Here is a 14,356-nt window from a genome sequence, read left to right on the forward strand (position 1 = left end):
AACTATGAATTTGCGATTGTATAGGTATAATCAATATTTACTAAAAAGAGTTCCCGCCATAAATTAATTACAATTTGTTGATGTTAACCATGCGTTGAGACTTAACTTCACATCAACAAAAATACTCTGGTAATATGGTTAGAATTCCAAAGAGCGATAATCCAAGAATAGTAATAATTGGAGGAGGTTTTGCTGGTATTAAACTTGTTAAAAAACTCAAAAACCTCCCCGTTCAAATTGTCCTTTTCGATCGTAATAATTACCACACTTTCCAGCCACTTTTATATCAGGTAGCAACGGCAGGTTTAGAGCCTGATTCTATAGCCGACCCACTTAGAAAGCAGTTGGAGCCGGTGAAGAATTTCTTTTTCCGAATGGCGGAAGTCTATTCTGTTGATCCATTAGCAAATACCATTAAAACTGAAATAGGAGAGTTAAGCTATGATTACCTTGTAATCGCTACCGGTTCTAAAACCAATTACTTTGGCAACGAGTCAATCATGGATCATGCCTTTCCATTAAAGCAGATACCTCAAGCGTTGGATTTGCGTAGCCATATCCTTCAAAATTTTGAATCCGCCACTATCAGCGAAAATGATAAGGAAAAAGCATCTCGAATGAATATTGCCATTGTTGGTGGTGGTCCAACAGGTGTAGAAGTAGCGGGTGCTCTTGGCGAATTAAAGAAAAGTATTTTGCCAAAAGACTATCCCGAATTAGATTTTAAAAACATGAATATTACCCTCTTGGAGGGTACCTCCAGGCTTCTGAATGGAATGTCAGAAAGTGCTTCTAATAGAGCCATCAAATATTTAAAGAAATTTGATGTTCATGTGAAGCTCAATACATTGGTTACATCCTATGACGGTCATTCAGCTCAGCTAAACAATGGCGAGACAATTGAAACACATACACTTATTTGGGCGGCCGGTGTTCAGGGCAATTACCCTCTTGGTTTACCGGAAGAGTCAATCGTCAAAAGTAGATTAAAGGTGGATAGGACCAACAAACTTATTGGTTCAGAAAATATTTATGCCATTGGTGATATTGCCACCATGACAACGGAGGAATATCCTAATGGGCATCCAATGCTGGCTCAGGTAGCCATACAACAAGGAAGGCTACTGGCCGAAAATTTTAAAAGATTACTTCACGGAAAGGAACCAAAGCTTTTTGAATACAACGACAAAGGATCGATGGCTACCATTGGCCGAAATAAGGCAGTGGCAGACCTACCGGGCAACATTCGCCTGGGAGGACTTATTGCCTGGTTACTTTGGATGTTTGTTCACCTCATTTCAATCATTGGTTTTAGAAATAAAATTATAGTATTTAGTAACTGGGTATGGAATTACTTTACTTATGATAAAGGTACCCGACTAATTATCAGGCGATTCGTTCCTAAAAAACAAAAGTTGAAGAATGAAGCAGTTTAACACGCAATATATTGTTGCTGCGCTAATGTTGGCTTTTTCAGCATATCAGCTTACCCTACCCGACTATTGGGAGTTTAGCCTCTATTGCTCGGCAGGTTTAGCATTTTTAGTAATGGGTTTAATTAAAGAAGACAAATTACCTCAATACAAAAAGGCACTAACCGTACTCTCCTGGATTTTGATTTTTTTAGCAGGGTTTCTATTGCTATTTCTTGCCAGAACAGATGTTTAATGCCCCTTAAGGCATAAATACTTCCATTGGTAACATTTTCTGATCTTTGATATCCAGAATTGGTATTTTTATGTATCAGTTTTGGATGTAGCCTTTGAATAAACTCAAACTATATTGGTCATTGCAGATTGGCGGCTGGCTCATGTTTGCTATCGTGCAAATATTGGGTTTCCTGCTTTTGGGAGATGTGAGGCTTTCAATCTATCAAATAGCCTTTTGGTTTTTAGAGGCAGGTTTGTTTTTGGTAACAACGCACTTGTTCAGATCATTTATCATCAAGCGTAAATGGCTTTCCTACAACATGTCCAAACTCATACCTCGGGTTATTTTGGCCGTGATTATTCTAGCCAGTGTAGTTTACATTTTAAGGATGGCGATAGCTATGCCTTTGAATATGTATAACCCGAATGTTGCGTGGAGAATGACCAATTTCTTAGGGCTATCCTCAGTATATGCACTCATATTTTTTCTTTGGTCGGTACTTTATTTTATTTACCATTATTTCGAGAGATATAATACTTCACTCAAACATGAAGCTGCGATGAACGAGATTGAACTTAATAATCTTAAATCGCAGTTAAACCCTCACTTCATTTTTAATGCATTGAACAGCATTCGTGCATTGGTAGATGAAAATCCAAAAAAGTCTAAAAACTCCATTACACAGCTTTCCAATATTCTGAGGAATTCGTTGGTAACGGACAAGAAAAAACTCACCTCCTTTAATGAAGAACTAAAAATTGTAAAAGATTATCTCGGGTTGGAAACCATTCGTTTTGAAGAACGACTAAAAACCTCTTTTGAAATTCATCCTGATTCTAACATGTTTCAAGTGCCACCATTAATGCTTCAAACATTGGTGGAAAATGGAGTGAAACATGGCATTTCTAAACTCAAAGAAGGTGGTTTCGTAAAGCTAAAAACTAGTGTTACTGACAATGAATTTATTATTCAAATTAGAAACAGCGGTACGTATAAATTAAATGGAGTATCAAAAAATAAACCAGGCCTTGGGTTAAAAAATACAAGGCACAGACTAGAACTACTTTATGGCGATAAGGCTAGAGTAGAGATTCGTAATGAATCAAAGAATATCGTTTTAACAGAACTAATAATACCTAATAATGAGAGCATTAATAATTGATGATGAGCGTTTGGCAAGAAAGGAACTCACTTCTTTATTGGCCGAGCATGCGTATATAAAAGTAATTGGTGAAGCAGCCAATGCAGATGAAGCCCTAGAGCTAATTAATAATGAAAATCCTGACCTGCTGTTTTTAGATATTCAAATGCCGGGAAAAACGGGTTTTGAATTACTGGAAATGCTGGATGATGTACCTCAGGTAATTTTCACTACTGCCTATGATGAGTATGCATTAAAAGCCTTTGAAGTAAATGCATTGGATTACGTACTAAAGCCAATTCAGCCAGAAAGATTAGCCGAAAGCTTAAAGAAACTCAAGAAAGTGGAGGAGGCTGAGAAAGCGAAGGAACTTAGCGGTAAACTAGGAATTGACGATCAAGTGTTCGTAAAGGATGGAGATAGATGTTGGTTTGTGAGCCTTTCCAATGTGCGGGTATTTGAATCAGATGGCAATTACATTAAAGTTTATTTCGATAATAACAGGCCAATGATTCATAAATCGTTGAATGCTTTAGATGAGAAATTGGACCCAAAACATTTTTTTAGAGCGAGTAGAAAGCACATTATAAACCTGAGCTGGGTTGAAAGCATCGAACCGTGGTTTAATGGTGGATTAATGGTAAAATTAAAAGGAGGTGATAAAGTTGAAGTTAGTAGAAGGCAAGCTGCCAAATTCAAAGACAGGATGAGCCTTTAACTTGATTGCGATTGTTTTTTCACCAGTTCGATTAATTCGGCCTCTACGTTCCAGTCCTTGGCTAGCTTTAACATAGCGGTAGCTTCAAGTTCCGTTACATAGCCTTTGAGGTTATTGGCCTGCCAAACCATGTCAATGTACATTACGCGTTTTTCTTTCGCATAATCGCCTACAACATCGTTCAGATATTCCCTTGCACGATCAAAAGAGTTGAAGTAATCTTTGGCAATAAACTCGTTAGCCCACTTTAATTCTTCATGACCATCCAATTCGTCAGCCGTTTCTTCTAAATTCTGACGTTCATCGTCATCTAAACCATGGTAATGGAAAATGACTGATTTCAGGAGCAGGTATGCTTTCTTTTCTTCGCTGGTCATAATTTAAGGAAGTACAAAAAAATGAATTATTACGATAAAAACTAATATAATTCAAGTTTATAAATAACCGGTCTACTCGGACTGGCATCCAATACAATATTAAGAGTTTGTAAATTCAGTAAATACAAACCGTCATCTATTTTATTATCAACATAAATTAATTCAGTGATGGTACACTCTTTCCGAATTGAACTGCCACTGCCCCAAAATGCATTGTGGGCTGAAAGCTTACCGCCATCCACCTCTCTGTCAACCGAGGGCAAGTCTACCAACAGGTGCCTAACACCAGTTTGATTTAATTCTTCGGCAATTTTAGCATCCAAATATGGCGGGTTAGTACCTGAGTATTTTTTTGACAACTTCTGTTGATCATTGGGTAATGTTCGAATGATCATTGCTTCAGTGGAATAACGCCTTTTTTCGTTAAATGAATCAATAGTTAATAGACGGTCACCATTTTCCACAGAAGCGGGTTCAATTGTAATCAGCTCAGCTAAACAATGATATTCTTTCAAGAGATTGTGAATTGTAGCATTCTCATCACTCGAGATATGTCCGTAAGTTTCTGTATGAGTTCCATTACCGTGAGGGGTAAGTGTTACCTTCTTATGGTTCACGCTTCCTCCCTGCTTAACATCTCCAATAAAATCACCGGATTTAATTACTTCAAAATTCACATCATCAGCCCAGTAGCAAGCAGGGTTTTGTATTCCTTCATTCAATGGAATAGAAATATCTATCGGCTGAGACAAATCAGCTTGATAAGTTTTACCTTGATGGGTGAAGTTAATAATCATCTTTGTCATCAATAATAAATAAATCTTCCGTAATCTTATCGGCAATCAGTTTCCCCTCCTGAGTAAGGAATAGCATGTTTTGCGCTCTTCTAATTTTTTTGGTCGTTACTAAATGATCAATATACTTTCGATCCAACTTCTTGTCCAGATCAAATAGGGTTAGGTCTACACCCCACTTTGTTCTTAAAGATGTTAGTAAATAATCATTGGCCTTATCCGTTTCTGTTAGGTTTTCTATTGTAAATGGTATTTTTCCCTCTTCAATAGACTTCATATATTTCACGTTGTTGGAAACATTACTTTGTCGAGATTCTAAATTATAAGAGTGTGCACTTGGCCCCAACCCCAAATAGGGCTTTTGCCTCCAATATGAAGAGTTGTGTTTCGATTCAAATCCCGGCAAACAAAAATTGGATATTTCATAATGCTCGTAACCAGCTTTAATCAGTTCTGAAACAAGCATCTCAAACTGTTCAGCAGCGAAATCTTCAGACACAGGATTTAGTTTGCCTTTCTTAGCCCAATTACCAAAAGCAGTATTTGGTTCAATAGTTAGGCAATAGGCTGAAATATGTTGCGGGGCGAAGTCAACGAGCTTTTTAATATCTTCCAACCACAGCTTATGGCTTCTGTCGGGTATGCCATAAATGAGATCTACACTCACATTTTTAAAACCGCTTTTAGTAAGATCGGCCAACACTTGTACCGACTCTTTACTAGAATGCGCTCTGTTTAAAAATTTAAGCACATTATCATCAAATGATTGCATTCCAATGCTTAGCCTATTAACCCCCACTTGATGCAGCATTGCCAATTGGCTCATGGATAAATCATCAGGATTCGCTTCTAAAGTTATTTCCTCACAGGATGATGTGTCAAACGTTGAATGTATCACACTGAGAATGGCGTTCAGTTCATTTTCATTCAACATTGAAGGTGTTCCACCACCAAAATAAATGGTCTTAACTGGCTCATTTAAATAGCCTTTTTGCAGCTCAATTTCTTTAACTATGGAGCTAACCATTTTCGTTTGCTGATCCTGATTAGTGCTAAAGTGAAAATCGCAATAGTGGCATGCCTGTTTACAAAAAGGAATATGAACGTATATACCTGCCAATTCTTTATCTTTAATTTCACTTAAAGTTAGCGGATTTCTTGAGGCGTTTAATAGTTACCATCTTTTTCCTTACCCCATATTTAGGTTCACCGGTTTTTGGTCAGCTTGTGCAAACGTTCAATCCAACTGACAGTCTGCTACTCTCTAGATACACTAAAGACTTGAGAAAAGTTGGCACAGACTCAATTGCATTGCACAGGCTTTCACAGGAAGTACTCAATGACCTGTATAGTAAAGGTTTTCTGGAGGCGGCTTTTAACATACATCATTCAGATTCTATTTATCAAGTGAACTGGGTAGTGGGCCGGCAGTATCAGTGGGCTCAACTCGGCCCTGGTAATGTGCCTGAATATATGTTGAGTAAAATTGGCTACAGGTCAAAACTATATTCCAACCAGCCATTCAATCTACAGCAGTTGTCTAAATTGTTTAAAGGAATTATCAAGGAATCTGAAAATAATGGGAGACCCTTCGCTTCCATCAAATTGGACTCGTTATCGATAGAGGATGGAACATTTAAGGCTACCTTACATTACAATTCAGGTCCACAAATACTCTTCGATCAATTAATGATTATTGGCACTGATAAGGTAAAGAAAAAGTGGCTCTCAAGTTATTTGAATATAAGGCCCAACCAGCCTTTTGATCAAAAGTTAGTAGATAAGATTCCAAATAACATCGAACATTTAAATTTTGTAAGTCTTGTTAGTGCTCCTTCTGTAGAATTCAAAAACTCTAAAGCCGAGGTGATTATAGAACTGGAAGAAAATAAATCTAATTCCATAGATGGTATCATTGGTTTTCTGCCCAATGAGCAGGAAGACGGTAAGCTACTGGTTACGGGCCAGGTATATTTGGGACTGAACAATCTCTTTAATTCAGGTAAGTCCTTGAACATGGAATGGCAAAGCCTGAAGCCGAGAACTCAATTGCTCGACTTGCAATACAGGCACCCCAACTTATTTCGATCAAATTTTGATTTCCAGGGAAATTTTTATCTGTTTAAAGAAGATTCTATTTTTCTGAATCGATCTTCTCAGCTCTCATTTATTTACAGCAATTATAATAGCGAACTAGGTGTATTCTATCGGAACAATAGTTCAACAACCCTTGCCACCAACACAGAGTTGCAGAATATTAATGACCTAAAAGTTAACTACTATGGGTTGAATTACTCCTATGGGATTAATAGCTCTTTTAACACATCTAAAACGGGCATATTCTTTTATGGTGAGGGAGCAATTGGTAATAAAGAAATTGAGAGGGAAGAAATCAGCACCTCAACTCAGTATTTACTAAAAGGCCATATTAAAGGCCAGTGGAAAATCTCAAAGACATTTTCCATTTATAATGGTATGATGGCAGGGCAATTAGTTAATGATGATTTACTGAGAAACGACTTATTTCGGTTAGGTGGTTTGAAATCGATCAGAGGCTTCAATGAAAATTTCTTCTTTGCCGAAAAGTACTTCATCAATAAAACAGAGTTAAGACTTTACTATCAGGCGAACTCCTATCTTTTCCTTTTTTATGATCAAGGTTTTTTAGATTATGATTTGCCGGGAGAGCGATTCAATGATAATCCTTTGGGTATTGGTGCCGGCATAGCATTAAAATTGAGTAGCGGTTTACTAAACTTAGCTTATGGGTTAGGCAAGTCAAATGATCAGGATTTTGACACCAGATTGTCCAAATTTCATTTCGGATATATTGCAAGATTCTGATACCTTCGAGTTCTAATGGCAAAAAAGGGTTTTATAGTATTTCTATTCTTAATCTTTGGCGGTGGACTATCAGCTCAGGTAGATACTGTTAAAGTTCAGGATTTTAGCAACAATTGGGTATTCTTCAATGGTTCCGAAATATTACCATTAGTTAAAAAAAGTGACTTCAGTGGAAATATCATCTCCTTTTCGGTGGATAAAACTAGCATGCAGGATGCGCTCATACGCGTTTCTCATCCAAAGGCATATTCTGTTTTTGTTAATGATGAATTGATCGAAACTGGTTCTGGTGATATTTACCTTGATTTAAATGATTTAGGAATAAATGATTCGGAAATAAATCTAACTGTTTATTCAAAGGAGTTGAACCCTTACTTATTAATTACATCAGCATTAAAGCTTGTAGATCAATCGTTAAGTCCTATATCAAACGATGTGGTAATTGTTAACCCACGCTCGAAAGAGTCCTTTAAAAGTTTTTATATAGCAGCATGGATTATAATCTTGGTTTATTTAGCAGCTCTTTTAACCTATTACCCAAGAATGCTGGATGAGTATTTTAGAGTAACCAGAGCATTTTCTCCGAGAGAGCTTGACGAAAACCTTCTTAAAAACAGAATATTTACCGGTACTAATATTAGCTTCTATGTATTCATTAGCCTATCTCTTGGGTTACTCATTATATCTACCATTCATCTTTCAGGGTTGTTTCCCGAACAGTTGCGGTATTATCCGGATACAATGTTAATGGGATTAATAAACTGGCTATTTATATCTCTCTTGGTTTTGGCTTCAATACTTTTGAAATATATTATAATAAGTGTCTTCACCAGCCTTTTTCAGCTCAAAGATTTTTTAAGTAATCATTTCTATAATTTTCTAAGGCTGGGATTAATAATTACCATGCCACTTAATGTATTTATAGGTGTCGTTTATTTTGGAATTTATCAGTATCCCCACACCATTTACCAAAGTGTTTATTCCTTATTATTATATGCGAGTTTACTAGTGGTGGCTATCATCTATCTCAAATTAATGAATTCGGGAGGCTATAAAAATCTTCATTTATTTTCATACCTTTGCGGCACGGAATTGATACCCTATGTTATCATTCTGAATTTAGGAATTTATTAGAATCAAATTACTCAATAAGGTTATTCGTTGATTTCCACTATGACTGACAATGTGAAAGAGAGGATGCGGGAAGTGAAAAGTATCCTGGTCTCCCAACCCGAACCAAACGATGAAAATTCTCCCTACTTCAAACTTGCTGAAAAATACGACCTAAAGGTTGACTTTAGACAGTTCATCCAGGTTGATCCTGTTTCAGTGAAAGAGTTTAGAAAGCAGAAAATTGATATTCTAAATCATACAGCTGTAATATTTACTAGTAGAAATGCTGTGGATCATTTTTTCAGCATTTGTACGGAGCTGAAAATAGAAATGCCTGCAGATATGAAATACTTCTGTATTTCTGAGCAGACAGCAAATTATTTGCAGAAGTATATCATAATTAGAAAGAGAAAGATATTTACAGGTCACAGAACCGCAGGGGACTTAATTGAGATTTTAAAGAAGCATAAGAATGAGAAATACTTATTTCCTTGCTCAGATATCAGAAAAGATGATATACCTGAGTTTTTAGGACAGAATGGGTATAATTATTCAGAGGCTATTATCTACAGAACTGTAGCTAGTGATTTGAGTGACCTTGAGAATGTGTATTATGATATATTAGCATTCTTTAGCCCATCAGGAATCAACTCATTATTAGTTAATTTCCCTGATTTCAAACAAAACAAAACAAGAATAGCGGCCTTTGGTCCTACTACAGCTAAAGCTGTAAGAGATGCCGGTTTAATATTAGATATTGAAGCACCTCTTCCAAATGCGCCTTCAATGACAGGTGCCATTGAGTTGTACATAAAGAAAGCTAACGGTCTCAAGTAGCCCAAATTAGGGGATAATTGAATTACTAAATTGTAAAATTTACTCTTTTAGAGATTGTTTCTTGAATCTATTCTTAAATTTCACGTATATTTAAGACTGCTTTAGACTTCAGGTATGCGAAAGATATTTTTTTATATATGGCTGGGGGTCTTATTTTTTAATAGCAATATAGTAAAGGCCCAGCAGGATGCACAGTTTTCTTACTACATGAAAAACATGTTGTACTACAATCCTGCGTTTGCCGGTTCCGAGGGAATTACTCAAATTACAGCTCTTCACAGAACACAATGGGCAGGCTATGCATCATCCTTTGATGATGGTGGGGCTCCTCAAACTCAGGTGTTAAGTTTAACGACACCTATTTATAAATTCAGAAGTGGCTTTGGTGCTCATATTGTCAACGATAATTTGGGTCCATTGAATAATCTGGAAATCCAACTTTCCTATGCTTATCATTTAGGTATTAAAAATTCTAAACTCAGCTTCGGTTTAAGAAGTGGAATTTACTCCCAGTCCATTGACTTTGATCAATACAGAGCTATTCAGCCCGATGATCCTTTACTGAGTAATAAAAGTGGTAAAGAGTCTCAGGTAAGACCTGATCTTGCCATGGGCGTTTACTTCCGTTCTGAAAAATATTATGCAGGATTTAGTTTCAATCACTTGCTTAAAGCGGAGTTTGATTTCGGAACGAATACTATTAGAAATGCACTGGAGAATCATGCCTACTTAACACTAGGGTATATTCACAGCGTAAATTTCGATCTGAAATTAGAGCCTTCAATGTTAGTGCAAACTGACTTCAACCAATACAGTTTTATTTTAGGCGGCCTTGCATATTATAAAGATACCATGTGGGGCGGAGCCTCTTTTCGCCAGGGCGATGATATAAATATTTTGTTAGGATATAATTTTTTGAAAGATAAGTCGTTAAGCTTTGGCTATTCCTTTGGTTATGTAATTAAAGACCAGGATGCAAAACAACCAACAAATCATGAGGTGATATTAAGTTATCAGCTACCAGTGAATCCGGGAACGGGCAAAAAAGTTGTACGAACTCCGAGGTTCAGACATTAATGATAAAAAATTTTGGATTTAGGAATAATTTAAACAATTTGTAAAATATATTTAAAATTTTAGGAGTTGAAAATCTGACTTCTCTCATTTTAAATAGATTTTTTTTTATATATTTCCGCTTCAAAATTTAAACTAAACTAGTTGGCTTTAACTTAATGACAGTTAGAGAATTAAAGAAAGAGTGTTATGCGTAAAGTAATTAGAAGATTCTTCTACTCGTTGGCAATGTTGTCATCAGCCCTTCTTGGTGGTTGCGGACTATTAGGACTAGGCGGAGGAGCCGGAGGTGATGGTGGAGAACTGGTGGGAGTTCCAGGCAGAGAAGGCTGGGTAATGGTAAGGCCATATGGTATGGTTCCAATTCCAGCTGGTACATTCCACATGGGTCAGGCCGATGAGGATCCTGCATCAACGCAAATCAATTTTAACAAGCAAATCACAATCGGTTCATTCTACATGGATGATACCGAAATCACAAATAACGAGTATCGTCAATTTATTGATCTTTTAATGCAAGACTCTATAAGTGTTTTGGGTGAAGAGAAAATAAAGAGTGATTACTACCCTGATACTACCGTATGGGTTAAAGACTTTGCGCACCACATGGGTGATCCTGTAATGGACTACTACTACTGGCATCCGGGTTATGATGACTATCCTGTTGTTGGGGTTAATTGGGAAGCAGCCGTTTATTTCTCTAAATGGAGAACTGCTTACTGGGCAGATTACAGAAGAAGTGTAGGTGAAGTGCCTATGCCTTCATTCAGATTGCCTAACGAGGCTGAATGGGAATATGCAGCAAGAGGAGGTAGAGATATGGCAAAATACCCATGGGGTAACCCTTATATAAGAAACTCTAAAGGTTGTATGCTAGCGAACTTCAAGCCGGGAAGAGGTAACTTTTACGATGATGGTTTTGCATATACAGCGCCAGTAGCATCTTATTTTGCTAATGACTACGGACTTTATGACATGGCAGGGAACGTTTCAGAATGGTGTTTGGATGATTTTAATCCAGCTTCAGTACCATTAGTATGGGATTTGAATCCGCAGTATATTGAGAAAAGGACTGATCCTGATCACCCAAGATACAATCCTGACATTTACCCTAAAAAGGTTATTAGAGGAGGTTCTTGGAAAGATGTTGCATACTACTTAGAAACAGGAACTAGAACATTTGAATTTAAAGATTCAACAAGAGCATACATAGGATTTAGAAACGCGATGACTCACCTTGGAAGATCATCTGGAGCTGAGTTCTAGTATTTGATAATTTGAACCAAATAGATTAAACTTATAAACTAGTATTAAATTAAAACTTTAAGACAATGAGTAAAAAGAAAGGCGGATTTGCGGAATTAATGTTCAAGACCATAATGCCGAAAGTGTACGGTATTGGTGCAGCAGTAGTAATTGTTGGAGCATTATTTAAAATATTACACTTACCAGGAGCAAATGAAATGCTGATGATTGGTCTATCGACTGAAGCAGTAATTTTCTTCTTAAGTGCATTTGAGCCACCTCATGCTGAGCCGGATTGGTCAAAAGTATATCCTGAATTAGCGGAAGACTTTGAAGGCCCAACAGCAGCTCCTAGAATTTCTAACAAACCATCTGGAGCTAGTCCAACTCAAGAGTTAGATAAGATGCTTGAGAAAGCAAAAATTGGCCCTGAACTCATTGATAGCCTTGGAAAAGGAATGAAAAATATGGCAGAATCTGCTTCAAAAATGTCCAATTTGGCAGATGCAGCTGTAGCTACAAATGATTATGCTAAGAATGTGAAGACCGCCTCTCAATCATTGTTAGATATGAATAAATCTTATGCATCAACAGCAACGGCAATGTCAGATATGGCTAATGCTTCTAAAGATGCGAAAGAATATCACGCTCAAATTCAGAACGTTACTAAAAATTTAGGAGCACTGAATGCAGTTTACGAAATGGAGTTAAAAGATTCTGATAGCCATGTGAAAGCAATGAATAAATTCTACACAAATATGGCTCAGGCTCTTGAAGGAATGACTAGTGCAGGTGAGAATACTAAGAAATTTGCTAATGAATTAGACAAACTTACTGGTAACCTTACTTCTCTCAACAAGGTGTATGGCAACATGCTTACTGCAATGAGAGGTGGATCATCAAATCAGCCTCAGGGTTAATTTGAAGACCTTAATGACATTTATGATTTATTCATTAACAAAATTTAATTAGAATGGCAGGAGGAAAAGAAACCCCCAGACAGAAGATGATCGGGATGATGTACCTCGTGTTAACTGCCCTGTTAGCACTTCAAGTAAGTAATTCCGTTCTAGAAAAATTCGTATTTATTGATGAAGCTTTGCAGATGCAAGGAAACGAGCTTGTTGAGAAAAACAATAAGTTGGTTGGAGCAATAAATTCAGAAGTTGAGAAAAAAGGTAATAGACCTGAAGATAAAAAGGCGTTAGATAAGGCGAAGAAGGTTCGTGAAATGACAGCTGAACTTAAGGGATATATGGATGGATTGCGTGAGAAATTCGTAGAAATTACTGGTGGTGAAGACGAAAACGGTCAATTAATTGGCGCAAAAGATGACGAAATCGTCAGTAGTTTTATGGTGACTCAAGGCAATGGTGCAGAACTAAAAAAGCGTTTAAATGATTACACGCGTGAGTTAATAAAACTTACGGGTGACGAAGATTTTAAGATGCTTGCTCGCGATGCAAAGGACATTGACATAGCTAAAAATGATCCAGACCAAAAGAATAAAACTTTCGAAGAATATTATTTCATGAAAACTCCTACCGCAGCAGGTATGGCTACAATAAGTCATCTTGAAACTGAGGTTTTGAATTATGAAGCTAGAGCTTTGGAAGATTTGGCTGAGCAGGTAGGTGCAAAAGATGTCGAATTCGATCAGATAGTTCCATTGGTAAGACCTGCATCAAATACAGTTGCAGCCGGAGCCAAGTTTGAAGCAGAACTATTCATTACAGCTAGCGCTTCTGGATTGAATCCAACATTTATGATGGATAATAAGGAAGTTGAGTCTGGTCAAAATGAAGCAGGTATTAAGTATGGTAAAATAGAATTTACTGCAACACCTGGTAATTATGATTCGAAGACTTTAATGGCTGAGAAGCAATTTGAAGCTGAGATTGAATTAAATGACTCGACCTATAAAATTAAACATACTTATTACGTTGTTAAACCAGTAATTCAGGTAAGATCAGCTGCATTATCAGCGCTTTACATGAATTGCGGGAATGAGTTAGATGTTCAGGTTCCTGCATTGGGTACTTCTTACAACCCATCTTTCTCTTCAGGGGATGCACAGGTTATCAAAGGACAGCAAGCTGGTAAAGTTACTGTGATACCTAAAGGTAGAAGTAAAGTTAAATTAACTGTTAGCAACGCAGGAAGCACATTAGGAACGGAAACGTTTGATGTGAAGAAAGTTCCGCCACCAAACATTGAAATCACTAACAGAGGTAAACCTGTTGATTTTGATGAGGGTGAAAAAGGTGCTGCATTATCTTCAATAAGAGTTTCAGCGGAAGCAGATGAAAACTTTGCAAGAGAAGTACCAAAAGATGCCAGATATAGAGTTGAAAGCGTTGAAGTTAAGTTAGCAAGAGGTGGACGTCAGATTAAGGTTGATAAATTTACTTCTGAAAATGTGGACTTAAGAGCGTTTAGAAGTTTATTCAGACCTGGTGATCAGTTGAAAATTAAAATTGAAAGAGTTTCAAGAAGAACGTACACTGGTGAAAATGAAAGAACCAAGCCTCTTCAAGAAATATATAGTATTCCAATTAATTAA

At 37.0% G+C, this 14,356-nt stretch carries 14 protein-coding genes; 11 read left to right on the top strand and 3 right to left on the bottom strand.

All coding sequences use genetic code 11. From position 1 onward, the window contains the following. Positions 1-134 precede the first annotated feature (134 nt). The 4 genes from JR347_RS04420 (at position 135) to JR347_RS04435 (ending at position 3,509) form a co-directional block, all read left to right on the top strand. Positions 135-1,436 (top strand): NAD(P)/FAD-dependent oxidoreductase, encoded by a 1,302-nt coding sequence (locus tag JR347_RS04420; protein WP_205722844.1) that lies wholly within the window; start codon positions 135-137, stop codon positions 1,434-1,436. Next, positions 1,423-1,668, top strand: a complete 246-nt coding sequence (locus JR347_RS04425; protein WP_205722845.1) for a hypothetical protein — start codon at positions 1,423-1,425, stop codon at positions 1,666-1,668. The genes JR347_RS04420 and JR347_RS04425 overlap by 14 nt, the downstream gene beginning before the upstream one ends. 94 nt (positions 1,669-1,762) lie before the next feature. Further along, a complete protein-coding gene (locus JR347_RS04430) occupies positions 1,763-2,812 on the top strand; it encodes a sensor histidine kinase (protein WP_235689753.1) in 1,050 nt (349 codons plus the stop codon). After that, entirely contained in the window at positions 2,793-3,509 is a 717-nt protein-coding gene (locus JR347_RS04435; protein ID WP_205722846.1) for a LytR/AlgR family response regulator transcription factor, read from the top strand. Before JR347_RS04430 ends, JR347_RS04435 begins: the two co-directional genes overlap by 20 nt. Here the strand turns inward: JR347_RS04435 and JR347_RS04440 are convergent. The 3 genes from JR347_RS04440 to hemW are packed head-to-tail and all read right to left on the bottom strand — an operon-like array spanning position 3,506 to position 5,800. Then, positions 3,506-3,886: a hypothetical protein gene (locus JR347_RS04440; RefSeq protein WP_205722847.1), complete on the bottom strand. Its 381-nt coding sequence runs from the start codon at positions 3,884-3,886 to the stop codon at positions 3,506-3,508. The two genes, JR347_RS04435 and JR347_RS04440, sit on opposite strands and share 4 nt — an antisense overlap. A gap of 41 nt (positions 3,887-3,927) precedes the next feature. Continuing rightward, positions 3,928-4,692: a cyclase family protein gene (locus tag JR347_RS04445; RefSeq protein ID WP_235689754.1), complete on the bottom strand. Its 765-nt coding sequence runs from the start codon at positions 4,690-4,692 to the stop codon at positions 3,928-3,930. Next, entirely contained in the window at positions 4,673-5,800 is a 1,128-nt protein-coding gene (gene hemW, locus JR347_RS04450; protein ID WP_205722848.1) for a radical SAM family heme chaperone HemW, read from the bottom strand. Before hemW ends, JR347_RS04445 begins: the two co-directional genes overlap by 20 nt. A gap of 38 nt (positions 5,801-5,838) precedes the next feature. On the opposite strand from hemW, the gene JR347_RS04455 reads away from it, so the two are divergent. The 7 genes from JR347_RS04455 (at position 5,839) to porM (ending at position 14,356) form a co-directional block, all read left to right on the top strand. Next, a complete protein-coding gene (locus JR347_RS04455; protein ID WP_205722849.1) occupies positions 5,839-7,524 on the top strand; it encodes a ShlB/FhaC/HecB family hemolysin secretion/activation protein in 1,686 nt (561 codons plus the stop codon). A 15-nt stretch (positions 7,525-7,539) separates the two neighbouring features. Next, the gene (locus JR347_RS04460) at positions 7,540-8,658 is read left to right on the top strand and encodes a DUF4271 domain-containing protein (protein WP_205722850.1); all 1,119 of its coding nucleotides are present in this window, start codon (positions 7,540-7,542) and stop codon (positions 8,656-8,658) included. Positions 8,659-8,697: 39 nt separating this feature from the next. Continuing rightward, on the top strand, positions 8,698-9,474 hold the full coding sequence (locus tag JR347_RS04465) for a uroporphyrinogen-III synthase (RefSeq protein WP_205722851.1): 777 nt from the start codon (positions 8,698-8,700) through the stop codon (positions 9,472-9,474). A 114-nt stretch (positions 9,475-9,588) separates the two neighbouring features. Further along, positions 9,589-10,551, top strand: a complete 963-nt coding sequence (locus tag JR347_RS04470) for a PorP/SprF family type IX secretion system membrane protein (protein ID WP_205722852.1) — start codon at positions 9,589-9,591, stop codon at positions 10,549-10,551. A gap of 186 nt (positions 10,552-10,737) precedes the next feature. Then, positions 10,738-11,814, top strand: a complete 1,077-nt coding sequence (gene porK, locus JR347_RS04475) for a T9SS ring complex lipoprotein PorK/GldK (protein WP_205722853.1) — start codon at positions 10,738-10,740, stop codon at positions 11,812-11,814. 65 nt (positions 11,815-11,879) lie between these two features. After that, positions 11,880-12,713: a type IX secretion system motor protein PorL/GldL gene (gene porL / locus JR347_RS04480; protein WP_205722854.1), complete on the top strand. Its 834-nt coding sequence runs from the start codon at positions 11,880-11,882 to the stop codon at positions 12,711-12,713. A 53-nt stretch (positions 12,714-12,766) separates the two neighbouring features. Next, positions 12,767-14,356 (top strand): type IX secretion system motor protein PorM/GldM, encoded by a 1,590-nt coding sequence (gene porM / locus JR347_RS04485; protein WP_205722855.1) that lies wholly within the window; start codon positions 12,767-12,769, stop codon positions 14,354-14,356.

This window comes from Fulvivirga lutea (assembly GCF_017068455.1).
GTDB lineage: Bacteria > Bacteroidota > Bacteroidia > Cytophagales > Cyclobacteriaceae > Fulvivirga > Fulvivirga lutea.